This window comes from Clostridium prolinivorans, assembly GCF_004011155.1.
Classification (GTDB): domain Bacteria; phylum Bacillota; class Clostridia; order Clostridiales; family Clostridiaceae; genus Clostridium_AT; species Clostridium_AT prolinivorans.
Genome location: NZ_RJWG01000014.1, coordinates 21,776 through 46,769 on the forward strand (window position 1 = coordinate 21,776; position 24,994 = coordinate 46,769).

Consider the following 24,994-nt stretch of genomic DNA (forward strand, 5'->3'; position numbering starts at 1 on the left):
ATAAATCACATCTCCTGAAATTGCTTTAATATAGGTTTAAAAAGTTTTGTTGTAATTGATGCTATGCTTTGCATTTCACTGCCTGATTCTATATTTATACTAAGCATTAATGATAATAAAATAACAATAATATATACTAAAGCTTTCTTTTTTGCCTTATTTTTGTACAATGGTATTACTTCTATAAAAATTATAAACATATATATAAATATTGTTAGCAGTAAATTCACCAATTACTCCTCCTTTATAGGCTTTGAACTTATTTCACTTCCTTTAATTATAAAATCAACATTTATATTTACTGGAAGTTTTTCAAACTCCTCATCCCATTTTGGCTTTAAACTTTTCCATAAATTTTTATTTTCTATATTTATTTTATCTCCAAATGAAAAAATGTCACTTTTATATTCATTTTGCATTTTTTTTACTATATACTCTAATCTATTTTTAAGCTTTTTTTCAGCATCTTTTTTTATTTTCTCTTTAACATCTTCTTTATAAAAAGGTATACTTCCATTAACTTCTCCAATGCTTACAGTAGTTGTAATATAAACATTTACTTTAATTTTACCATCTTCATATTCTGGCTTTATTTTTGCTTTGTTTTTAAATATTTCAAAAGTAATATCGCTGTCACTTTCTGCTATATCTTGAACAGCCCAAACTCCCCCTTTTAATTTTCCCATAACCCATAATGCATATTGAGTTTCTTCTCCTGTTAAATAGCCTACTACTTTATTATATTTTAATACAGCACTGCCTTTAATTTCTGGTGTTATATTATCATTTACCTGAGTTATGTCTATAAGAGGTATTAAAATAGCTTTTTCTTTAGATGCAAAATTTTCTATTATATCAGTAATAATAATTTTAGGATATTTTGAAGCATCCTTTTGATTTTCTAATATATATTCAAGTTTAGTAGTTCTAAGTTCATTTTCTTTATGGCCTGTTTCTAATATTTCTTTTGCTGTATCTTTATTAGATATCAATATCATTAAGTTTTCTCTAGGCTCTACATCTCTATAAAAAAAATCAAGTACAGATGAAATATCTTCAGAAGCAATACTCTTACTTAAAATTCCTACACTTGCATGTGCCCAAAATAATTTTTTACCTGCTATTTCTATAAATCCTCTTACTGCTTCAAATATTGTTCCTGCTTTATATTCATAAATATTTGACATATACTGTGATTGATTTTGTCCTGTTTCAGGCCTTACAATCTCTACTGTAAGTATATATTCATTATCTATTTTATCTATTGCAAAAGCCATAACAATATTAAACCTTTCAATATCTTTATAGTTCCAGCAAGAAGTGCTTAAAAATGTATTTACTATTATCATAAATATAAGCAGCAATTTTTTGAAAACTTTCATAAATTGTTCCACCTTTAATTTTTTATTTTACGCTGCCTTTGCCTGTCTTTATTAAATAGTTTTGGACGAAAATTCATATAAGGCCAAGGTTTTCTAACGCTTGCATCCCTCATATCTTCAAATCTTATAATTGAGCTATTCATCATATAAGGAATTCCAAATGATCTTATTGAAACTAAATAAATAAATAAAGCCATAATACCAAATATATAACCATATAAACCTAATATTGATGAAAGAATTAATAATATAAATCTGATTATTATAAGTACTCCTACCATATTAGGAAGAAGAAAAGAAGCAAGGCCTGTTAATGCCGTAACTATTACCATAGGAGCACTTACAATTCTGGCATTTACTGCTGCATCTCCAAGTACTAAAGCGCCTATAATACTTACTGCCTGACCTATAGGTTCTGGAAGCCTTGCTCCTGCTTCTCTTAATATATCAAAACCAATTAACATAAATACAGCTTCAACTATAGTAGGAAACGGAATACCAATCCTTGAAGCATATATACTTAAAAGAAGTGATGTTGGTATTAATTCCTGATGAAAACTAGTTATTGCAACATACAAAGAAGGAACACTTATAGATAAAAAAAATGCAAATATTCTTAAAATCCTATTAAAAGAAGAAAATATATAATTATTATAATAATCTTCATAACTTTGAAAATATTCTATAAATATATAAGGAAGTGTAAGTACAAAAGGAGTTCCATCGCATAAAACTACAATCCTTCCTTCAAGTATTTTTCCTGCTGCTGCATCAGGACTTTCTGTACTTCCTATAGTTTTAAATATGGAAAGTGGTGCATCAGATATAAATTCCTCTATATATTGAGATTCTAATACACCATCTATATTTATTTTACTTAATCTATTTTTAAGTTCTTCAAGTATATCAGGTAAAACTAATTTATCTAAATAGCATAAAGCTATCTTAGTTTTTGTTTTTTCTCCTAATTCCATAAAGGTAAATTTTAAATCTTTATTTTTTACTTTTCTTCTTATAAGAGTTGTATTTGTAATAATACTTTCAGTAAATCCTTCTCTAGGACCTTTTACTTTCTTTTCTGAAGGAGGTTCATTTATAGTTCTTGTTGGCCATCCTTTACTATCTAAAACTAATGCTTCATTAACACCATCCATAAGAACTATAGTATCGCCATATAGCATACCTCCTATCATTTTATCAATATCTTCTTCTTTTTTTACTTCAGAGACATTTATAACATTTTTAGCTATTATATCTAAAATATTTTTAGGAGATATTCTCTCTATTATATTTAAATTTTGCAAATTAACATCCATAAGCTGCTCTATTATGTATTCGACAATTACTTGTTTGTTTATCATACCATCTGCATATATAATGCAATATCTTAAATTTCTATTATACTTATTTTGAATTTCTCTAAATTTTATTGTGTCGTCACCTTTAAATATTTTTTTAAATAAATCTATATTTTGAGCAAGTACATTTGAAAGTTTAATAAAAATCACCTTCTTATTTTTTTACTTATTTTATTATTTGCATATTCTGACAATATATTCTTACATATAAGTGAGTATAAATATATATTTTTTACATAAACTAAATCATAAAAATTATAGTGGTGATAGTTATGAATAATTTTTTCAAAAATTTATTATATAAACAAGACAAAAATCAAGGTATTCAGTATAAAGAAATAGAAACATCAATAAACAATATATTTAAAGGTGAAGAAGAAAATGTTAATGCACAAACACCTAAAAAATTAATTCCTTCTAAAAATCTTGAAAGAAATAAAAAATATATACAAACAGTATTTACAAAATGCGATGACATAATTTATAGAGAAATAAATATTATGAGTGATAATAAATATAATGCTGTTTGTATTTATATAAAAAACATGATATCTTCACAAATTGCTGAAAATATTATTAATAAATTAAGCAGCCCTCCTTCTAATTATCAACATATAAACAATATTAAAGAATATTGTAAATCTACTACTGGAATTGATGAATCTGATGAAATAGAAGATTTAAATCAAATAGTTGATGCTATTACTGAAGGTGAAATGATTTTAATAATTAATGGAATTGATAGAGGATACTCAATTGATATAAAAAGCCCTCCCTCAAGATCCATAGAGCAGCCTGTAAGCGAAAGCGTTACAAGAGGTCCTAAAGAAGGATTTATAGAAGATCATTTTATAAATATTTCTCTTATACGTAAAAAAATTAAAAGCCCTAACCTTAAAGTAGAAGGTTTAAAAGTTGGAAGACAAACTAATACAAATTTAAGTATAGTTTATATGGAAAATATAGCAAACAAAAGCATTGTAGATGAAGTTAGAAATAGAATAAAACAAATTGATATAGATTCAGTTTTAGCATCAAGCTACATTGAAGAATATATAGAAGATAGCCCATTTAGTATATTCCCCACCATATTTAGAACTGAAAAACCTGATGTAGTTTGCGGAAAACTTTTAGAAGGAAGGGTTGCAATTTTTATAAATACTGAACCTGTTGTTTTAATTGTTCCTACTCTTTTTATAGAGTTTTTTATGTCTCCTGAAGATTATTATTTAAGATTTTACGCCGCCACATTATCTCGCATTATTAGATTTTTATCATTTATATTATCTTTAATATTACCTGCAGCTTTTGTATCTTTAGTTACTTTCCATCATGAACTTTTACCAACAGCATTAATTATAAATATCATAAGAGCAAGAGCAAGTATACCATTTTCTCCAATGTTTGAAGCTTCATTTATGCTTACTACTTATCTTGTTTTGCAAGAAGCTGATCTTAGGATGCCAAAAACTATGGGGCAGGCTGTAAGCGTAGTAGGTGGTTTAGTTTTAGGGCAAGCTGCAATAAGTGCAGGTATTGTTAGTACACATATGATTATAGTTGTAGCATTTTCAGCTGTATGTGCTCTTGCACTGCCTACTCCAGAACTTCAAATGCCTTTATCCTATATTCGTTTTGCACTTTTAATGTTAGGAGGATTTGCAGGTATGGTAGGACTTACATGTGGATTAATATTTATAGCCATACACCTATTATCTTTAGAATCTTTTGGAGTACCATACTTTTCTCCATTAAGCCCACTAAAACCTCAAGAACTTATGTATGATACATTTATAAGATTCCCCATCTGGACTATGAAAAAAAGGCCTAAAACTATAATAGGTAAAGACAGTATAAGAAGAAAAGGCAAGGTAAAAACTAAACCTATAACTGAAGATGAAAAAGATAAATGTAGTTAGGTGATAAAAATATGAAAAAAATTATAATTATTTTTTTATTAAGTCTACAGATTTTTGTTTTTACCTCTTGCGTAGGCAATAAAAAAGAAATTCAAAAGATATATTTAGTAGTTGCTATGGGGATAGATTTAACTCCGGATAAAAAATATGAAGTAACTTTGCAGGTGTTAAATCCTTCAGCTTCATCTACTCAAGAATCATCTAATTCTACTTCTCAAAGTAATGAAATTCTTATTTATTCAGGCATAGGAGATACTTTCTACGATGCTGTTTTTGAAACTTCTAAAGTTATGGGTAAAATGCAGCATTTTGGGCATTTAAAATATATTGTACTAAGCAAAAGAGTTGCCGAATACTCAGATAAAACTTTTAAAGATAACATATTTAGATTAGAAGATATTAGATTAAATACTCCTTTACTTGTAACTAAAGGAAATGCATCTGAAATAGTGTCTGCAAGAACAAAAGAAGGAATTATTCCAGCTTATGTTGTAGATAATCTTCTTGAAAGGCAGTCTCTTATAGGATATAGGCCTTATACTTACTTACTTGATTTTGTAAATCAAATAAATAGTGAAACACCCTATCCTGTACTTGGTGTAATTGAACTTGTAAAGGGTGAGGATAAACTTGGCTCTGAAACATTTAAGCTTTCAGGTTCTGCTGTATTTAAAAAAGATAAATTAATAGGATTTTTAAATGATAAAGAAACAAGGGGCTTAAACTTTATTGAAGGCAGAGTTGATAGAGGTAACATTACAGCTTATTCTTCTAACCTGGGTAAAATATCACTAGAAATTTCAAATTCCTCTAGCAAAATTAAACCTGTATTAAAAAATGATACCATAAATATCCAAATAAAAGTTAAAACATTATCTGTACTTAGAGCTGCACCTTCTCTGCCTGATCCTGTTAAAGATCCGAAAATTATGGATGAATTAAATAATGCTCAAAATAAAGCTATAAAAGATGAAATAAATCTTGCTTTAATGGCAGCTCAGCATAATTTAAAAGCAGATATATTTGGCTTTGGAGAAAAAATTCATAAATCTTCTCCAGAAAAATGGAATTCTATAAAAGAAAACTGGGATTCTTTATTTGAAAATGTGGATATTAATATATCTGTAGAATCCAAAATAAGAACTACAGGTTCAATATTTAAATCCATGGAATGAAAACAAAGGAGAGAATTTTTATGGAGAAAAAAATATCACCTTATGAGCTTTTATCATCAATGTTTATTCTGCCATATGGAAGTGCAATATTATTTTATTTAGCTCCAGATGCAAAGCAAGATGCATGGTTCTCTATGCTCTTTTACATAATTCCAGCTATAATTCTTGTATTAGTTCACATAAAGCTTTTTGAATTTTATCCAAATGATACTTTAGTTACATACATGCCAAAAATTTTTGGCAAATTTTTGGGAAGTTTTTTAAGTTTATTATATATTATATATTTTATTTATGCATCAACTAGAGTACTTAGAGATTTTTCAAGTCTTATTGTTAGTTCTTCTATGCCTCAAACTTCTGTTTTATTTATATCTTCTCTTATAATGATTGTTGTAATTTATGGAGTAATAGTTGGTATACAGACTTTAAGCAGAGCTTCTGAAATATTATTTATTATTATGATGTTGGGTCTTTTATTTGCTGTTTTATTTCTTGTAAATACTAAATTTGTGCTAAATATAGATAATCTTTTTCCTATGTTTGAAAATGGAATATTATTCCCTATAAAAAAAGGATGGTCTCTTATTACCTTCCCTTACGGAGAATTTACTGCTTTTACAATGTTATATAAAAATCTTAATGATACTAGTAAAATAAAAAAAACTGTTATTAGTGCAGTAATATTAGAAGGTGTCTGCTTAACTATAATTAACATACTGTTTATTACAGCTTTAGGCGTAAATTTTGCATCATCATCTGTTTTCCCTCTGCTTGAAACTTTACGTCTTATAAAAATAGGAGGTTTTTTAGAAAGATTAGATATAATTATAATAGTAACTATGGTTACAGGTGGGTTTATGAAAATAAGCTTTTTTATGTATTTTGCAGTTTTAGGCATAACTGATTTTTTTAATATAAAAAGTACAAAACTTTTATCTATTATAGTAGGCATAATAATTTTATTTTCTTCTGAAATTATTGCTAAAAATTTCCCACAACATTTAAAAATAGGTTTAGATGTTACAGTAAAATATATACATCTGCCAATGCAGACAATAATACCTTTATTAGCTCTTATAACTGCCTGGCTTAAAAATAAAAGTAAAAATAAAACCTACTAACTTTATAAAATAAAATTAGCAGGTTTTATTTATTTTGAAAAGTTTCTCTATATATAATTTTTGTAGGAACTATAATTTTATTTTGTTCATTTTCTCCTTTAATTGCTTCTATGATTAATTTAGCTGCCTCATAGCCAAGAGAATAAGCATTTATCTCCACAGATGTAAGAGAAGGATTTATAAGTTCTGATGAAGGTATATTATTAAAACTTATTATTTCAATATCTTCAGGAATTTTAAGACCTTTTTCTTTAACAGCATCTAAAACTCCAAAAGCCATAACATCATCAGTAACGACAAAAGCTGTAGGATGTTCTTTCATATCTAAAAGCTTTATTGTACTTTCGTAAGCCCCTTCTTTAAGATATTCTGAATGTTCTTTAATATACTGTTTATTAATAGGTATATTATACTTTCTTAAAGCATTTAAATAACCATCAAGCCTATCTAATGAAACAACAAATTCATATGGCCCACATATAAATGCTATTTTTTTATGCCCATTTTTTATAAGTTTTTCTGTTACATCAAAAGAAGCCTGAACATTATCATTGTCTACATAAAGCGTTTCTTTTGAATTTAAAGGTTTGCCTATAACAACCACAGGAGTATTAAGTTTTTTTAATGTATCTAAAGCAACATTATCTACAGAAGAATATGTTAGTATAATTCCGTCTACTCTACCACTCATTACAATGCTTTCTATAGATTTAATCTGTTCCTCTTCTGTTTTTCCAGTAGACAAAAGTATACAGTAGTCTTTTTCATGAGCTGCAGCTGCAATACCACTTAACGCCTCTGGAAAAAAAGGATTTAAAAATGCACTTTCAGTAGATTTAGGCATTACTACACCTATAGTATTGGTAGATTTATTTACTAAACTTCTAGCTATAGCATTTGGATGATATCCTAAACTTTTCATAGCTTCTCTTACTATTTTTTTCGTTTCTTTACTAATTCTGGGACTATCAGATATTACTCTTGATACAGTTGAAGGAGATACTCCTGCCTTTTTTGCAACTTCCTTTATTGTTATTTTCATGGTAATCCTCTCTTACTGCTTTTTTTCTTTCCAAATAAGAAACGCAATTATAAATACAGTAGCTTCCTTAAAGTTTCTAATATCAAAACCAGTCTCTTTATTTATTTTATCAAGCCTATATATAAGTGTATTTCTATGTATATATAATTTTCTTGCAGCATCACTTATATTAAGCCCGGAATTTACAAATTCATCAATAGTATCAATAATTTCTTTATCAAATAAATCAAATTTATCTTTAAGTTTTAATAAAAGTTCGTCTTTTATTTCTTTATTAATATTTAAAACTATTTTCTCAAAAAGCACTTTATCATAGAAAAAAATTTCATCTTTTATTTTAAAAGTTTTTCTTAAAGTAAAACATTCTAATGCCTGCTCATAAGCTCTTTTAATATCTTTTATATCATATATAAGATTACCATAACTTATAGTGCATTTGCAATATAAATCTGATACAATAGATTGTCTTATACTTTCAGCATGTTCATTTACTTCATCAAATAATCCTAATATTATAATTCTATTTTTATATATAAAGCTTATTGCTTCTTTTTCATTATAAAGCTGCCTTATAATATTTAATGCTTCTAATTTACTTCCATCAACATCTATAAGAAATAAAGCAGCCCCATCTAGCAAAAAAGGAAAATCTTTTTCTACATAATTTGTAGATGCATCTTTCCCTTCTATTATTTCAATGATAGATTGCTCTCTTATTGAGTAAAATTCATTATACTTATTTTGTATTGTATATTTTAAAAGTCTGCTGCAGTTTTCTAAATTTTTAGGCAGCCTTAAGCTGCCCTTAGAGTTACCAAGGCTTATAAATATGTTATAAGTTTCTATATTTTCTGCATTCTTTAAGCCCTCATACATATATGTTCCATCATCAAGTATCAAATCAAATTTTAAACCTGTATTTAAACTTAAATCTTGCAGAAATTCACGAAAATTATACATATTAAAGCCCCCTTAAATTTTATACTATTAAATTATTGTATTTTCTGTTTCTTTGTCAAATACATGTATTTTACTTGTATCTAAAGCTATCTTTAATTTGTCTCCAGCTTTAGCCTTTGAAGTTCCATTAACTCTAGCAACAATATTTGCTTTTCCTTTTACAAGATAAATATAAGTTTCTGCTCCCATAAGTTCTGTAACTTCAACATTTGCAGTTATTACAGCATCATTATGTTTAGCAATAAACTCTTCATCATCATCTATGTTTTCTGGTCTTATACCCATTATAACTTCTTTTCCTACATATCCTTCTTTCTTTAAAACAGCTGCTTTATCTTGTGGAAGAATTATTTTATCTTCACCAAATACAAGAATTATATTACCATTGCTTTCTTCAACTTTAACGTCTATAAAGTTCATCTGTGGTGAACCTATAAATCCTGCAACGAAAATATTAGCTGGATGATCGTATATATATTGAGGAGTATCAACTTGCTGAATAACTCCATCTTTCATAACAACTATTCTTGTACCCATTGTCATAGCTTCTGTTTGGTCATGTGTAACATATATAAATGTAGTTTGTAATTTTTTATGAAGTTTAGAAATCTCAGTTCTCATTTGAACTCTCAATTTAGCATCAAGGTTAGAAAGTGGTTCGTCCATTAAAAATACTTTTGGCTCTCTAACAATAGCTCTACCTAAAGCAACTCTTTGTCTTTGTCCACCAGAAAGTGCTTTTGGCTTTCTATCTAATAAATGCTCTATATCAAGAATTTTAGCTGCTTCTTTAACTTTTTTGTCTATTTCAGCTTTTGGAACTTTTCTTAATTTAAGACCAAATGCCATATTGTCATATACACTCATATGTGGATATAATGCATAGTTTTGGAAAACCATAGCTATATCTCTATCCTTTGGTGCTACATCATTTACCAGCTTGTCTCCTATATACAACTCTCCTTGAGATATTTCTTCAAGACCTGCTATCATTCTAAGAGTTGTTGATTTTCCGCATCCAGATGGTCCAACAAAAACTATAAACTCTTTATCCTCTATATCGAGACAAAAATCTTTAACTGCTGTAACATTTCCTGGATATACTTTATAAATATGTTGTAATGATACACTTGCCATTATAACATTCCCCCTAACATTATTTATTATGAACATATTATTTTTTGAACTTACATGTTCATATCTCTTTGGAATACATTCATTTTATCATGTAAACGGTATAAAATCTATTCGTAAAGCCTACAAAAGTAAAAGTATCATTTTGTAGAAAAATACAAACCTTGATATAAATCTTTTCTTACCAATTCTCTATCTATAGCATTTAATATTTCCCATTTTTTTAAACTCCACATAGGTCCAATAAGAAGTTCTCTTGGCGAATCTCCTGTAAGTCTATGAATTACCATATTTTCAGGCAGCATAGCTATAGACTTAGTTACTAAATCTATATATTCTTCTTCCTCTAAAAAATTTAATTCTCCATTTTCATATAATTTAACTAATGGAGTGCCTTTCATAAGGTGAAGAAGATGAAATTTTATACCTTTAATAGACTTTGTAGAAATATATTTAATAGTATTTAACATATCTTCATGTGTTTCCTTTGGAAGTCCAAATATAGTATGAACTACTACATCTATATTCTTTTTATTAAGCTTGCATAAAGCTTTTTCAAATGTATCTAATGTGTATCCTCTATTTATAATTTTTGCAGTATTATCGTTTATAGTTTGAAGTCCAAGTTCTACCCAAACATATACTTTATTGTTTAGTTCCTCCAAAAGATTTAAAACTTCATCAGAAAGACAGTCTGGTCTTGTAGCTATAGCTAATGCAACTACCCCATCCTCTTTTATAGCTTCTTCGTACTTTTCTCTAAGAACATTTACTGGTGCATAAGTATTAGTATATGCCTGAAAATAAGCTATATACTTTCCTTTTTTCCATTTTTTACTCATCATTTTTTTTATATCTTCAAATTGAGAAGATATAGAAAAATTTCTGCTACCAGCAAAATCTCCCGAGCCTCTTTCACTACAAAATATACATCCACCTTTACTTATTGTTCCATCTCTATTAGGGCAAGAAAAACCTGCATCTAAAGATATTTTAAAAACTTTTTCACCAAATTTTTCTCTTAAAAAATAATTTAAGCTATAATATCTTTTACCTCCCCATTCCTTTTTCATATATATCTTCCTTCCTATATCTTAAAAATATAAATTTAACCATAATGTTTTTAATTATTAAGCTTTTTTCTCTTTAAATTTTTTTAAATCAAGTTGATATTTACCCGCTTCTTTTTTTAATGCTTCATCACTCATATCCTTTTGAATAACTTCATAATTTAGAACATCTTTATCAAAAGATGAAAAAACAATTTCAACTTTCCCATAAGGATATTTTTCTTCAAATTTAAAAGGTATAAGTTCTCCGCTATCTGTGTTATAAACTCTTATACATCTTCCTGTATTATTTTTATTATACTGTACAAGTATAAATTTTTCACCATTTGAAAAAGACATAAATTCTATTTTTGAATCCTTTATTAAATCCAGTGGAATCATTTCTTTACCTATAGGTTCTTCTCTTGCCATAGTGCTTCCTTCTCCTTGCCCTCCTTGAGCCTTTGAATCTTGGGACTGAGATCCTTTATCACCCTGACCGCCCCCACCTTTTCCTCCTTGAGCAGCCATACTTTCATCAATTTTAATAATTCCAACAAAAGAATCTTTGTCATAAGTTGATACAGCTATTCTTTCTCCTTCATAACCAAAATTTATAACAGAAAATTTATCTTTAGGAACTACCTGTTTTGATAAATTACCTTCATCATCTTTTGAAAATATATACTGAGGAAAGCTTGAGATATCTGCAAGAAGATTTGTCTTTACATTATTTTTATTTCTAACTCTAATAGTATTATCTTCTAAAAATGCTTCTTTTCTTATTTCATTTTTTACTTCATCTATTTTATATTCTGAACCTTCTTTTTTTACTTTTATACTACAATCATCTAAAGTAGCTATAGGCTTATTTAAATTCATTCTTGCTACTTTAAGCTTAAAAAATCCACTTTCTCCTATCTCACTTGTTTCATCTATACTGTAACCTTTAACTTTAAGTTCACTTTCACCTTCCTCTTTAGTTTTTTGTGCAAGTTCGCTACTATAAAATTTTTTAGCACCTTCTAAATTATCCTTCATAAGTTCTTTCATATAGATATCTACAATATTTTGTGCAACCATTAAATCAAATTCACTAGTTTTTGCTTTTTCTTCTTTAGGTACTTCTTTTTTACATGATATAAATGTACTTAATATAAAGCTTATAAGAATAAATGATAAGAGCTTTTTTATATAAAAATTTTTCATGCTTTTCCTCCTTATCTTTATAGTAATTATATATATAGTTTGCCAAAAATCAAAAAATTAATTTATAAATACATTATTTTATAAATTTTTTATATATTTATATAAAATAGAAGTTTTATTATTTTTTTGGAGGGATTTTTTTGTGTAAAGAATTTAAGCTTTCTTTTCAAATTGCAGCAGTTTTTATTGGAACAATAGTAGGCGCCGGATTAGCCTCTGGGCAGGAAATTAGACAGTTCTTTACTGAATATGGCTATAAAGGTTTTTTGGGGATTTTACTTTGTACCTTAATTTATATATTAATAGGCTACATGATAAGTTCCATAAGTTTAAAATATAATTTAAAATCTTATAATGAAATAATAAATTTAGTATTAAGGCCTAAAATATTTGCAAATTTTACAGATGGAATTACAAGTCTCTTCCTTATAAGCGGAGCAGCTATAATACTTGCAGGAAGTGGTGCATTAATTCATCAATATTTTGGTGTCTCAAAATGGGTAGGAATAATACTTATGGTTTTAATATCTATTTTTGTTCTTCTTAGGGATACTAAGGGCCTTATTGAAATAAATTCTTTTATAGTGCCTTCTCTTATTATAGTTTTAATTACAGTTTTTATATTATATATATTTTTTAATAAAGATATAGTGAGTCTTACATATGTAAAAAGTATGCCTAGTTATAAAAGCAATTGGTTTGTATCTTGTCTTTTATATAGTGGATTTAATATACTTAGCTGTAGCGGGGTTTTGGTTCCACTAAATCATGAAACCAAAAATAAAAAAAGTATGCTTTGGGGAATTATTATTGGCTCTATTGCTTTAGCTATACTTGCATCAATTATAAATTTTATGCTTTTATTAAATATTCCATACATATTTAAATATGAAATACCTCTGCTTTACATAGCAAACAGATTTGGAAAACTAATTCAAATACTTTTATTATGTATTATATGGCTTGAAATGTTTTCAACAGAAGTTTCTGATGTATATAGTGTTGGAAAAGCTTTATCTCAAACTTTTAATATATCTTATAAAACTTCAGTTATTTTAGTTATATTAATAGCAATTCCAATATCTCAAATAGGATTTGTAAATCTTATAAGTATAATTTATCCAGCTTTTGGTATTATAAGCCTTTTATTTATGATTCAATGTGTGTATTTTTATTTTAAACATTAAATATATAAAATGATTAAACCGCAATAAATTGTAAATAAATTTCCATTACACAATGTGTAGTATCTTTATTGTTGATTTACTTTAAAATATAATGATCAATTCTAAGAAAAAATAGTTTTTGTGAGATAATCATAAATTATTTTTGTGATAAAATATAATTATATATTTAAATATATTTCTAAACATATATTGAGGGGGTACTAAATGTTAGAACTTTTAAGTAATTGCAGACTTTGCCCTAGAAACTGTGGTGTCAACAGATTAAAAGGAGAAATTGGATTTTGCAAATCAAGTGATAAAATTAAAGCGGCAAGAGTTTCACTGCATGAATGGGAAGAACCTTGTATTTCCGGCTCAAAAGGATCTGGAACAATATTCTTTTCTGAATGTAATTTAAAATGTGTTTTTTGTCAAAATAGTTCTATAAGTTATGAAGGCATAGGTAAAGAAATCTCTATAGAAAGGCTTTCTGAAATATTTTTAAATCAGCAAAGTCGTGGTGCTCACAATATAAATTTAGTTACTCCTACACATTTTGTACCACAAATAATTGAAGCTATAAAATTAGCTAAAAAAAGGGGACTTATGCTACCTATTGTATATAATACCAGCAGTTATGAAAATATAGAAACTATAAAAGCTCTCAAAGGGTATATAGATATATATCTTCCTGATTTAAAATATTTTAATGATAAATATGCAGTAAAATATTCAAACGCTCCAAATTATTTCAAAACAGCTTCTAAAGCTATTGAAGAAATGTACTTACAAGTTGGTAATCCTGTATTTAATAAAGAAGGTTTAATGGAAAAAGGAGTTATAATTCGCCATCTTATGCTTCCTGGGCTTTTATTTGATTCTAAAAAAATTATTGAATATATATATAAAACTTTTAAAGATAATGTTTATATAAGTCTCATGAATCAATACACACCATTTAATAATGTAGAAAAATATCCTGAGATAAATAAACCTTTAAATCCAAAACATTATAATTCTCTAATTGATTATTGTTTAAATTTAGGTATAAAAAATGCCTTCATACAAGATGAAGGCACTGTTTCTGAAAGTTTTATACCAAAATTTGATTTAAGAGGAGTATAATTTTAAAATATTTTTATAATATCTTAAGTTTAGAGCCTAAAATATATAATAGGCTCTATTTTAAATTTTATATTTACTTAAATCTCCTTTGAAATTTTCTGTAATATTTTTAAATTCATGAATGTTATCTATAAGCCTTTTAATTTCATTTGTATAATTTGAAACACTAGCACTTACTTCTTCTGATGAAGCTGAATTTTCTTCAGCTATGGCTGCTAAAGATTCAATATTTTCATAAATACTTGCTATAGAATCTGTTTCTTTGTTTAATTCATTTATTGTCTTAATTGTAGATTCTGCAACAGTATGTATTGAATTAGTTGCTTCATAGCTTATATCTCTGACCTTTTCAAGATTGCTTGTTTCACTTTCTAATACTCCATATTGACTTTCTATTTTATCTACAAGAAGTTTTATTTCCTCTACAAATTGAGCAAGATTTGCATTTATTTCTTCAACCGCACTTTTAGATTGTTCTGCAAGTTTTCTGACTTCTTCTGCAACAACTGAAAAACCTCTACCAGCCTCTCCAGCTCTTGCTGCCTCTATAGAAGCATTTAATGCCAATAAATTTGTCTGCTCAGAAATTCCCGATACTATAGATACTATTTGAGTTATATTTTTAGCTTTATTTTCAAGCTCAACTCCCTTGTTTTTAACTTCTTTAAATTTATCTAAGCTATTTAAAATGTTTTTACTTGTATTATTAACATTTTCATAACTATGATTAATTTTTTCAATGGCTTTTTCAAGTTCAACTTTATTGTAATTTTCATTATCTACTATAGCCTTTAAAGACTGAATATTATCATTTAATATAGCAACTGCATTTTCTGTGTTTTCTGCTTGACTTACAGAAGTATTAGCAACTTCTTCAACTACATCTGCTATTTCCTTTGAAGTTATATTCATAGAGTCTGATATCTGATTTATTTTGTCGACGAAAGTATTCATCTCGTCTGTTACACCTTTAAATCCAACAAAATCAGATCTAACCATTTTTTTATGTTCTGTAACATATTTGAATAAATCTTCAAAAAAATCCACTGTTACTATTTCTATATCTTCTACAAAATCGCTATTATTTAATTTTTTTAAGCTTTCTTCTAATAAATTTTTAGGCCTTGTTAAAGCTGATGAAGCTATAAATGCAGCTAATGCAGGCACAAAAGCTATTGGTATAATTTTAGCATAACCTATTGTACCTATAACAGGAATTAAACTAATAAGTGTAAATAATAAAGTAAAAATTGAAACTTTTATTCCAAAATTTCTTATAAATCCTAAAGATAAAAGCTTATTAAATCTATATTTCTTTTTATAAAATATATCTTTTTCAAATGTTAGTTTTAGTTTAAGAAAGTCTTCTCCTCTTTCAATCTCTTGTATTTCTATTTTTTCATTAAAAGTTTCAGCACTTCCTTGAAGCATACCTAAAAAGTAATCAAACATACCTCTCTTTGATCTATATGAAAAATTTGCTTCTCTGCTTGAAATTGGAGTAATATTAAGAAGCGGCGGTGTTGCACCAGGTAATCTTTTTACCATAACAACATGAACATCATACATAGACTTTAAAAACGAATATAAATTTTCGTGCTCAAAAAAAGCTGGAAAATCTTCAGCAAATGATTTTATATTATAATTTCCTATATTCCTCCAAAGCTCTTTTACTTGTATATTTTGAGATTTTGCAATATCACCTATAACTTTCATTATTTTAGAATCATCTACATTCTCTGCAGGTGAAAAGATTTTTTTGCTGCTCCAGCCATTACTTTCCATAATTTTATCTACTATATCATTACCATATAATTTCCTACAAGTTTTCATCCAAGCGGCTACTACTGTTCCCTTCATATATGCTCCTCCTTTAGCTTACAATCTTACATATGTAACCAGACTTTTTATAAAAAAATATATAAATTTTTATACTTATATTTCGTTAAAATTTATTATTTCTTTAATAAAACATCTGAAAATTTTTTAAAATAAAAAATAAAAATAAATTTTATAAAATACTATAAAATAATTTATATTTATATGTATGAATTATTTCTTAATATATTATAATTATATCATAAGTAATTATTTAAGGGGGATTTTTAATTGAAAAAACTTATTATAATAAATATAATTTTAATAATTATATCGTTAATAATATTTTTCCCACGTTCTATAGAACATGGTATTGTTCTAAATTCTAATTCTAAATCAATTAATGTGATTATAAACGGAAAAGAAAAAAAATATATCTATGAAGGTTCTACTTTCCCAAAATTTACTGTAATTAATTTTAAATATAATTTACTAAAAGCATATGATTTTGAAATAGTTAACCCTATAGAAGATAGAATTATGCTTAAAACTTCATCATATTACGATATGGAAAATTCAGGTCAAATAAATCTATCTAAAAAAAAGTTTTTTTATAATATAGATAAAAATAATAATATATCTTTAGGAAAAGCTAAAGATATTATAATTGGAAAAAATAATATAAAATCTTTTAAAAATAAAAAAGGTGAACTTAAAACATTTATTGTATTTCCAATAGATTATACTACAATAAGAGTTGGATTATCGAGTACTAATTTTTCATCTATTTATCATAAAAATATGAAAATAAAATGTAATACAAATTCTAAACTTTACAGTATAAGAGATAAGTTTTCTATTGATATACCTAAAGAAAGTATAATTTTTATAGAGCCTAAAGATAAAAATTTAAAAATTACAATAAATAACACAAATGTTTTATTTAAAAATAGAGTTTATTTAAGTGGAAATGATTTATCAATCGAAAGCTTAGAAAGAGGTAATCCTTCTTTTACTCCAGTATATAATGGAATAGTGGAATTTAATATTTTAAAAAATGGTATGACAGTTATAAATGAAGTAAATATAGAAGATTATCTATCTAAAGTAGTTCCTTCTGAAATGCCATCTTTTGGAGGTATTGAAGCTCTTAAATGTCAAGCAGTAGCAGCAAGAACTTATGCAATATCAGATATGATATCTAATAGATTTGAAAACTTAGGTTTTCATGTAGATGATAGTACCAAAAGTCAAGTATACAATAATATAGAACAAAATAGCCTTGCTACAGAAGCTGTTATATCTACTAAAGGCATAATAATGACTTATAAAGATAACCCTATAGATGCTAAATATTATTCTACATCGGCAGGTACTGGAGCAGATTATAAAGATGTATGGTTTAAAGCTGATGGTACTTCAGATAATAAACCTTATATACAAAATAATAATTATCTTATACCTAAAAAAGAACTGCCAAAATCTGAAAAAGAATGGCTTGATTTTTTTAAAAATACAAATATTAAAGCTATAGATAGTAATTATCCTTATTTTAGATGGAAAGTTGAATATTCAAAATCAGGTATTACAACTGCTTTAAATAAAACTTTAAAAAATCTATATTCTGTAGAAAATTATAGAGATTATATAACTGTTTATAAAAATTCAAAAAAAATAAAAGAAATGCCCATACTTAAAGATATTAAAGATATTAAAATATTAAAAAGAGGTAAAAGCGGAATAGTAAAAGAGATATCTTTTATTTTTTCAAATGCTGTTGTAAATGTACAGGGTGATTCTTATATAAGAAGTTCTATAAAATGTAATGAACAATATACAAATGAAAAAACAGTTTTAATAAGGCAAAATGGAACATCCCTTACTAATATAGCTTCTCTCCCTTCTTCATTTTTTTCTGTAGAAAAAAACGAAAAAGGCTTTATATTATATGGTGGCGGTTTTGGTCATGGTGCAGGAATGAGCCAATATGGAGCAATTGAGCTTTCAAAAAATGGAATAAAATATAAAGATATTTTAAATATCTTTTATAAAGGTATAAATATAGAAAGTATATATTAAACACCATAACAATTAAAAACTCACATTGCTAAAAATTTTTTAAAAATATAGCACAAATCAAATGATTTTTGTTTATTTAAATTAGTAAGTTTAACAAAAACATTTGCTTTGTGCTTATTTTATAAAATTTATTATTAATTTAATACAGTAATTAAATATTTAGTTTAATTCTGTTTGTGCAACTTCAAATTCACCTTCTCTAATCATATCTACAAAAACTTCAACTATAAATGGATCAAATTGTATCCCCTTATTTGCCTCAAGTTCAGCAATAGCCCTATTAATAGACATACCTTTTCTATAAGGTCTATCTGATACCATAGCATCAAAAGCATCTGCTACACAAATAATTCTTGCTCCAAGTGGTATTTCATTACCTTTAAGTCCTTCTGGATACCCTAATCCATCAAATCTTTCATGATGATACTTTATCATTTCTCTTTCTTCTTTTAAGCTTTCAATGCCTTTAAGCGCATAATAACCTTTTACAGGATGAGTTTTTATAATATCATATTCTTCCTTTGTAAGCTTTGATGTTTTGTTTAAAATAGATTTATCTATTCCTATTTTGCCTATATCGTGAAGTATAGCTGCAATCTGTATGCGTTCAACATCTATATTAAATCCATATTTTTTATTTAATCTTTCACTTATCTCTTCTGTATAACATGTTACAGCTTTAGAATGACCTGCTGTATATTCATCTTTTATCTCAAGAAGATTTACCATTGCCCATATTATTTTAAAATATTGATCTTTTTTTTCTTTTTCATTTTTACTTAAAATTGTAATCATATTCTTTATTTCATTATTAGCATCTATAAGTTCTTTATTATAAATTTTAAGTTTTTCTTCTCTTGTTTTTATTTTATCTGACATAATGTTAAGAATTTCTACTATATCATTTACTTCTTCAATATAAAATTTATTGGTAATTTTTATATCTTGTTCCCCAAAAGTTATACTTTTAGCATAATCTTTAAATATATTTATATAATCTGTAATAGTACGTGATGCCCAAGAGGAAAATAATATTATAGATATAAAAACAAATATATTAATCAAAATAAATAAAATTAATAATCCAGTATATAATGTTTTATTACTAAAAATATTATATTGAACTATTATATACATAGAACTCATGGAATCTTTTTTTATGCTTCCTATAACAAGCTTATTTGTTATTTTATCTTTATAAATAAAAGCTTTATTTCTTTTTAATCCTTTATTTATAATAGAATCTTTAATTGTTCCTTTTATATTCTCGTCATTACTTTTAAAAACTATATTTCCATTGCTGTCTGTCAAATAATATTCAATACCTTTTAAATTTTTACTTTCTATAATGTTTGGATCAACAATAGCTACTATAATCCCAATTAAATTATTACTTTCCCTTATAGGACTTATTATATTAGTAGTAATTTTTTTATCTTTATAAGACACATAAGAATTAGAAATTATATATTCTTTATTTTTATTATTTACAATCTCCTTATAATATTCTTTATTACTTAAATTTAATCCTATAAAATCTCTATAATTGTTGCTGCTATCTATAACTACACCTTTTTTATCTAAAATAACAATGCCTTTAATATCACCTGTAGTATTTACTAAGTTTTCAATAAATCTCTTTTTTTCATTAGCAGGAATATTATTATTTTTAAATATTTCTGCTAATGTATTTAAATTTTTCTTAATCATTTCGTGCTTTTTATTATAATTATTTACAAGAATTTCTGAAAGATTTTCTTGATTAGATCTTATTATAAAAAAAGCTTCAGTAATGAAAAATATACTTGTCATAAAAAAAATTACCAGGAGAACTAATACACTGCTTTTTATCATTGTATAAAAAGAAATTTTTTTAATACTTCTAATTTTCTTTTCTTTCAACTTTTTTCTCCTTTATAAATAAAAACTTACATTTTTTTAAATCAAATACACATTGTCCTCCTAGAAATATTTTATATATATTTATCTCCTCCATTTATATTACCTCAATTTTACAATTTTATTTCTATTCTGTCTAATTTTGCAATTACATTTATATCTTTAATGAAAGCTGTTTCTGCTTTTATACTTCCTCTATTACTTATAAGAAGTACCTTATTATTATCTAATTTTTTTATTTGTCTTATGGCTCTTTCTCCATTATATTCAATTAAACATATAGCATTATTCTCAATTTCATGAGTAATATGAGCAAAAGCTAAATCTCCTTTTGCTATTCTAAATCCTATCATGTCATCATCTTCTATTAATAAATACAAAACTTTGTCCAATGCATAACCTTCAATTTTATTAGAAATAACAGGAAGCTGCCTTGTACCTTCTATATCTTTTAAATTATATTTATATATAGGTACATTTTTTAACACTGAACTTAAAGCATTACTCCATACATCATTTACTTCATTTTTAATATTATTAGATTTATTATTTTTAATATTTACTGTCTTTATATCCACATTCTCTTTAGCTGCTTCTTCTTCTATGGACATAGTTATATCATTTATATCTTTACCTGTAAGCTTCGAAATTTTATTTATCATTGTTTCATTTAATATTCTTCTTCCTTGTTCAACCTCTTTTATAAAATTTTCAGAAACACCTAATTTTTTAGCTAACTGCTTATGATTTAATCCAAGTTGTTCTCTTATATCTTTTAGTTTTTCTCCTGCTCTGCTCATCTATTTTCCCTCTTTTCTTTCAAGTAATTAAACGTTCATCTTTATTTTAATATATATTAACTTAATTTTCTATCATATAAAAATATAAATTCTTTAAAATATAAATTTTTCTTTGCTTATATCATATTAATTCTTATTATATGATATAATTTTAATAAGTTCTTTTATTTATTATTAATTTTTAAATTTTTTATTGAATATATAAAATTTTAGGAGGTATTTTTATGATAATCACCACTACCCCTACAATAGAAGGCAAAAAAATAATTGAATACAAAGGAATAGCTTTTGGTGAAGTTATATCTGGAGTAGATTTTATCAAAGATTTTACAGCAGGACTTAGAAATTTCTTTGGTGGTCGTTCTAAATCTTATGAAAATGAACTTGTACAAGCAAGATTTGATGCATTAGATGAACTTCAAAAAAGAGCAGAAGTTTTAGGTGCTAATGCAGTAGTTGGAGTAGATATAGACTATGAAGTACTGGGACAAGGCGGCAATATGCTTATGGTAACAGCTTCTGGTACAGCAGTAGTAGTTGAGTAAAATTTTATATAATTTGATTTTTAAAATATTAATTTCATAAAAAACAGCCTATACTGCAAATTATAAACAATTTGCAGTATAGGCTGAAGGTAAAATCATAAAACAAGTTAGTACTGCATACTAAAAAAATAAATAAACTTAAATTTAATAGGTAATACATTATACTTATTCATAAATTTCATCATATTACTTAATACCTTCCATTTTATTAACTTTTTTAAATAATTGAATTCCTTTTTTTAATCTTGTAAGTCCATCCTCTAGACGTTCTTTAGGACATGCTATATTGATTCTAACAAAGCCTTTCCCATTTTCTCCGTAAGTTTCTCCAGCTGAAACATATAGTCCTGCTTCACTATAAAGAAAGCGGCACAAATAATCTGTATCCTGTGTAATCTTATTGCAGTCAATCCACAAAAGATATGTTGCATGGGAAGGTACTATATATAATTCAGGCAGTTCAGATTCTATGAACTTTTCTGCAACTTTTTTATTTTCTTCTATATAATATCGAAGTTCATTTAGCCACTTTTCTCCTTTAGTAAATGCTGCAATTGTGGCCTCCATAGCTATTGCATTTGGCTCAGCCACCTCATCTGTATTTAGTGCCCTATTTATTTTATGTCTAAAAAATTCATTAGGAACTACTACTGCTGCTGTCTGTACACCTGCTATATTAAATGCTTTTGTAGGAGCAATACAAGTAATGCTGTTATTTGCACATATTTCTGAAATAGACGCAAATGGAGTATATTCATATTGTGTATCCGTCAAATCACAATGAATTTCATCTGAAAGAACAAGCACATGGTGTTTAAAACACAATTCTCCAATTCTTTTCAGTGTATCTTTATCCCATACCTTTCCTATTGGATTATGAGGATTGCATAGAATCATCATGGTTGTCTGTGGATCAGAAAGTTTATTTTCTAAGTCTTCAAAATCAATGCTATATTCTTTTCCATCGTATAATAATTTATTTTCTACAACATTTCTTCCATTATTTTTAATAGAATTAAAGAAAATGTTATAAACAGGCGTTTGAACAAGTATATTTTCTCCAACCGACGTCATCTTTCTCACTGCACTTGATATTGCAGGCACAACTCCTGTACAAAATATTAACCATTCCTTATCTATTTGAAAATTATGCCTTCTTCCCCACCAATTGATAATAGCCTTATACCAATCATCTGGTATAATAGTATAACCTAATATTCCTTTTGACACCTTTTTTTGAATTGCTTCTATAATCTCTGGTGCCGTCTTAAAATCCATATCCGCTACCCACATAGGAAGCACATTTTCATCAACTTCCCATTTTAGAGAGTTTGTATTTCTCCTGTCTGTTAATACTGAAAAATCATACTGCATATTTTATATCCCCCGTTATAATCTTGGTATTTTCAGGATCTATTTTTGTTTCATCCATAACTAGTTCCTTAATACCCTCTGCCTTAATTATACCACCAGATGGATTCATAACACTATCAATTATGCTGTTAATTTGTACATCTATTGTTGAATATTCAAATGCCAACTTAGTGTTCAATAATCGGCAGTTTTTCATTACAAGGTTATCAATATAACAAAGTCCCTGCAAGCTTTCAATAGTGCAGTTTATAAATGTTAGATTTTTAGAATTCCATCCTATATATTCTCCTGAAATAAATGAATCATAAACTATTACATTCTCACAGTTCCAGAAAGCATCCTTTGACAACATTTTAGCATTATGTATTTCAATATTTTTTACTCCATCGAATGAGTAATTACCTACCAATTGAAATCCCTCAATTTTAATATTTGTACTATTCATACCAAAATAATCACCTTTAACTGTTACATTTTTAAGAGAAATCTCATCACAATTCCATAAAGTTTCACCGGCATTAGGTATATTTACATTTTCTAACATAATCTTTTTTGAATGTCTAAATGTCTTTGGTGCTTCAATAATGGTATTTAATATAGAAATATTTTCTGTATACCAAATTCCAGCACGAGCCATTTCAAACAATGTGCTATTCTCTATTAAAATATTTTTACAGTACCATAATGGATATTTCCATTTAAACATACTATTATCTATTTTTATATTCTGACTTTCCTTTAACGGAGATTCTCCATCAGCAAATGTCGAGTAAGAAATCTGTAAATTCTTACTATGGAATAATGCTCTTTCACCTGTTAACAACTGTTGTTTTATTACTTCCATTAATTTATATTTACCTCCATTTAAAACAATTTATTGATTATATAAAAAGTATTAAACCCTTTATATTAAGTAGTATTTAATATTAATTTTTTACATTAAAACTATCTTTTTTCTTAAAATTTAAGTTAATTCATAAAGCATCCTTCCTTTACTAATAATTATTTATTATAATTAGTTTCATATTTCTATAATAAAGGATGGAGTTAACTCTATGTCAATAATTTGTTTGAAAATTTAAATTATTTATCTAAATTATATAACCTTAAATTCTTTCCATCTTCCACAAATTCTTTCCATCTTCCACAAATTCTTTCCATCTTCCACTTTTAAATCTAACAATGTATATAAAAGAACGAAGCATCCAATCAACCCCCATAGCAATCCATATACCAATAACCCCCATAATAACCCCCATATTAAATAGGATACCTAAAGTATAGCCAAGAGCTATACGCAAAACAAACATAGAGCAAATAGAAACAATCATAGTAAATAGTACATCTCCTGCTGCACGAAGTCCACTTGGAAGAGTAAAGGCAGCTGGCCACTTTTATATTTTAAATTATGCCTAAAAAGCATGTATATATTGTAGAAGCCAAAACATACACAGGGAAGAACACTTATATTTAAAATAAGATTTTCAGGTTTAACTGCAAACAAAAGGAGCCTATACCCTAACATTTTAATAAGTTAGAGTATAGGCTCCTTTCTATAAGATTTATATACTTGGAGGCGCCACCCAGATTTGAACTGGGGAATAAAGGTTTTGCAGACCTCTGCCTTACCACTTGGCTATAGCGCCTTATTAATTAAATCTTTGGTGGCCAGACCAGGAATCGAACCAGGGACACGAGGATTTTCAGTCCTCTGCTCTACCGACTGAGCTATCTGGCCTTAATAAATTTTACATATTATAAAACTTATCTGGCAACGTCCTACTCTTCCACTCGGTCTCCCGAGCAGTACCATCGGCGCTGAGAAGCTTAACTTGCGTG

General features: G+C 26.8%; 21 protein-coding genes, 2 tRNA genes and 1 rRNA gene. 7 read left to right on the plus strand and 17 right to left on the minus strand.

Annotated elements, in window-relative coordinates; all coding sequences use genetic code 11:
- Nucleotides 1-5: 5 nt before the first annotated feature.
- The 3 genes from EGD97_RS10145 to EGD97_RS10155 are packed head-to-tail and all read right to left on the minus strand — an operon-like array spanning nucleotide 6 to nucleotide 2,890.
- Nucleotides 6-230 carry a hypothetical protein gene (locus EGD97_RS10145; RefSeq protein ID WP_127837259.1) on the minus strand — a complete coding sequence of 75 codons (225 nt, stop codon included), beginning with the start codon at nucleotides 228-230 and terminating at the stop codon, nucleotides 6-8.
- 3 nt (nucleotides 231-233) lie between these two features.
- On the minus strand, nucleotides 234-1,382 hold the full coding sequence (locus tag EGD97_RS10150; protein ID WP_127837260.1) for a Ger(x)C family spore germination protein: 1,149 nt from the start codon (nucleotides 1,380-1,382) through the stop codon (nucleotides 234-236).
- Between the two features lie 14 nt (nucleotides 1,383-1,396).
- Nucleotides 1,397-2,890 carry a spore germination protein gene (locus tag EGD97_RS10155; protein ID WP_127837261.1) on the minus strand — a complete coding sequence of 498 codons (1,494 nt, stop codon included), beginning with the start codon at nucleotides 2,888-2,890 and terminating at the stop codon, nucleotides 1,397-1,399.
- A 122-nt stretch (nucleotides 2,891-3,012) separates the two neighbouring features.
- Between EGD97_RS10155 and EGD97_RS10160 the strand changes: the two genes are divergently transcribed.
- The 3 genes from EGD97_RS10160 to EGD97_RS10170 are packed head-to-tail and all read left to right on the plus strand — an operon-like array spanning nucleotide 3,013 to nucleotide 6,955.
- Nucleotides 3,013-4,659 carry a spore germination protein gene (locus tag EGD97_RS10160; RefSeq protein WP_127837262.1) on the plus strand — a complete coding sequence of 549 codons (1,647 nt, stop codon included), beginning with the start codon at nucleotides 3,013-3,015 and terminating at the stop codon, nucleotides 4,657-4,659.
- 11 nt (nucleotides 4,660-4,670) lie between these two features.
- Nucleotides 4,671-5,834, plus strand: a complete 1,164-nt coding sequence (locus tag EGD97_RS10165; RefSeq protein ID WP_127837263.1) for a Ger(x)C family spore germination protein — start codon at nucleotides 4,671-4,673, stop codon at nucleotides 5,832-5,834.
- A 20-nt stretch (nucleotides 5,835-5,854) separates the two neighbouring features.
- Nucleotides 5,855-6,955, plus strand: coding sequence for a GerAB/ArcD/ProY family transporter (locus tag EGD97_RS10170; protein WP_164850202.1), 1,101 nt, complete (start codon nucleotides 5,855-5,857; stop codon nucleotides 6,953-6,955).
- Nucleotides 6,956-6,980: 25 nt separating this feature from the next.
- On the opposite strand, the gene EGD97_RS10175 is transcribed toward EGD97_RS10170, so the two are convergent.
- From EGD97_RS10175 to EGD97_RS10195, 5 genes are all read right to left on the minus strand, one after another.
- Nucleotides 6,981-7,997, minus strand: coding sequence for a LacI family DNA-binding transcriptional regulator (locus EGD97_RS10175; protein ID WP_127837265.1), 1,017 nt, complete (start codon nucleotides 7,995-7,997; stop codon nucleotides 6,981-6,983).
- A gap of 12 nt (nucleotides 7,998-8,009) precedes the next feature.
- Entirely contained in the window at nucleotides 8,010-8,957 is a 948-nt protein-coding gene (locus EGD97_RS10180; protein WP_127837266.1) for a PucR family transcriptional regulator, read from the minus strand.
- Between the two features lie 27 nt (nucleotides 8,958-8,984).
- Nucleotides 8,985-10,094 carry an ABC transporter ATP-binding protein gene (locus EGD97_RS10185; protein ID WP_078683164.1) on the minus strand — a complete coding sequence of 370 codons (1,110 nt, stop codon included), beginning with the start codon at nucleotides 10,092-10,094 and terminating at the stop codon, nucleotides 8,985-8,987.
- 137 nt (nucleotides 10,095-10,231) lie between these two features.
- Complete coding sequence (locus tag EGD97_RS10190; RefSeq protein ID WP_127837267.1) at nucleotides 10,232-11,164, minus strand: TIGR01212 family radical SAM protein; 933 nt, start codon at nucleotides 11,162-11,164, stop codon at nucleotides 10,232-10,234.
- A gap of 57 nt (nucleotides 11,165-11,221) precedes the next feature.
- Nucleotides 11,222-12,349: a hypothetical protein gene (locus EGD97_RS10195; RefSeq protein WP_127837268.1), complete on the minus strand. Its 1,128-nt coding sequence runs from the start codon at nucleotides 12,347-12,349 to the stop codon at nucleotides 11,222-11,224.
- A 140-nt stretch (nucleotides 12,350-12,489) separates the two neighbouring features.
- On the opposite strand from EGD97_RS10195, the gene EGD97_RS10200 reads away from it, so the two are divergent.
- Complete coding sequence (locus EGD97_RS10200) at nucleotides 12,490-13,536, plus strand: YkvI family membrane protein (protein ID WP_127837269.1); 1,047 nt, start codon at nucleotides 12,490-12,492, stop codon at nucleotides 13,534-13,536.
- 204 nt (nucleotides 13,537-13,740) lie between these two features.
- Nucleotides 13,741-14,640: a radical SAM protein gene (locus tag EGD97_RS10205; protein ID WP_127837270.1), complete on the plus strand. Its 900-nt coding sequence runs from the start codon at nucleotides 13,741-13,743 to the stop codon at nucleotides 14,638-14,640.
- Nucleotides 14,641-14,700: 60 nt separating this feature from the next.
- Here EGD97_RS10205 and EGD97_RS10210 read toward each other — a convergent pair whose 3' ends face one another.
- Nucleotides 14,701-16,500 carry a heme NO-binding domain-containing protein gene (locus tag EGD97_RS10210; RefSeq protein ID WP_127837271.1) on the minus strand — a complete coding sequence of 600 codons (1,800 nt, stop codon included), beginning with the start codon at nucleotides 16,498-16,500 and terminating at the stop codon, nucleotides 14,701-14,703.
- 249 nt (nucleotides 16,501-16,749) lie between these two features.
- Between EGD97_RS10210 and EGD97_RS10215 the strand changes: the two genes are divergently transcribed.
- A complete protein-coding gene (locus EGD97_RS10215) occupies nucleotides 16,750-18,537 on the plus strand; it encodes a SpoIID/LytB domain-containing protein (RefSeq protein WP_127837272.1) in 1,788 nt (595 codons plus the stop codon).
- Nucleotides 18,538-18,696: 159 nt separating this feature from the next.
- Here EGD97_RS10215 and EGD97_RS10220 read toward each other — a convergent pair whose 3' ends face one another.
- Together EGD97_RS10220 and EGD97_RS10225 are read right to left on the minus strand one after the other, a co-directional pair.
- A complete protein-coding gene (locus EGD97_RS10220; protein ID WP_127837273.1) occupies nucleotides 18,697-20,439 on the minus strand; it encodes an HD domain-containing phosphohydrolase in 1,743 nt (580 codons plus the stop codon).
- A gap of 110 nt (nucleotides 20,440-20,549) precedes the next feature.
- Complete coding sequence (locus EGD97_RS10225; RefSeq protein WP_127837274.1) at nucleotides 20,550-21,236, minus strand: helix-turn-helix domain-containing protein; 687 nt, start codon at nucleotides 21,234-21,236, stop codon at nucleotides 20,550-20,552.
- A 224-nt stretch (nucleotides 21,237-21,460) separates the two neighbouring features.
- Between EGD97_RS10225 and EGD97_RS10230 the strand changes: the two genes are divergently transcribed.
- Nucleotides 21,461-21,781, plus strand: coding sequence for a putative heavy metal-binding protein (locus EGD97_RS10230; protein ID WP_078683325.1), 321 nt, complete (start codon nucleotides 21,461-21,463; stop codon nucleotides 21,779-21,781).
- 186 nt (nucleotides 21,782-21,967) lie between these two features.
- Here EGD97_RS10230 and EGD97_RS10235 read toward each other — a convergent pair whose 3' ends face one another.
- From EGD97_RS10235 to rrf, 6 genes are all read right to left on the minus strand, one after another.
- The gene (locus EGD97_RS10235) at nucleotides 21,968-23,155 is read right to left on the minus strand and encodes a MalY/PatB family protein (protein ID WP_127837275.1); all 1,188 of its coding nucleotides are present in this window, start codon (nucleotides 23,153-23,155) and stop codon (nucleotides 21,968-21,970) included.
- Nucleotides 23,145-23,999, minus strand: coding sequence for a DUF3737 family protein (locus EGD97_RS10240; protein WP_127837276.1), 855 nt, complete (start codon nucleotides 23,997-23,999; stop codon nucleotides 23,145-23,147). Before EGD97_RS10240 ends, EGD97_RS10235 begins: the two co-directional genes overlap by 11 nt.
- 262 nt (nucleotides 24,000-24,261) lie before the next feature.
- On the minus strand, nucleotides 24,262-24,486 hold the full coding sequence (locus EGD97_RS10245) for a hypothetical protein (RefSeq protein ID WP_228202009.1): 225 nt from the start codon (nucleotides 24,484-24,486) through the stop codon (nucleotides 24,262-24,264).
- A gap of 240 nt (nucleotides 24,487-24,726) precedes the next feature.
- Nucleotides 24,727-24,801, minus strand: a tRNA-Cys gene (locus tag EGD97_RS10250).
- A 16-nt stretch (nucleotides 24,802-24,817) separates the two neighbouring features.
- A tRNA-Phe gene (locus tag EGD97_RS10255) sits at nucleotides 24,818-24,893 on the minus strand.
- Between the two features lie 28 nt (nucleotides 24,894-24,921).
- Nucleotides 24,922-24,994: ribosomal RNA gene (rrf, locus tag EGD97_RS12830) — 5S ribosomal RNA — on the minus strand; the annotation flags it as partial.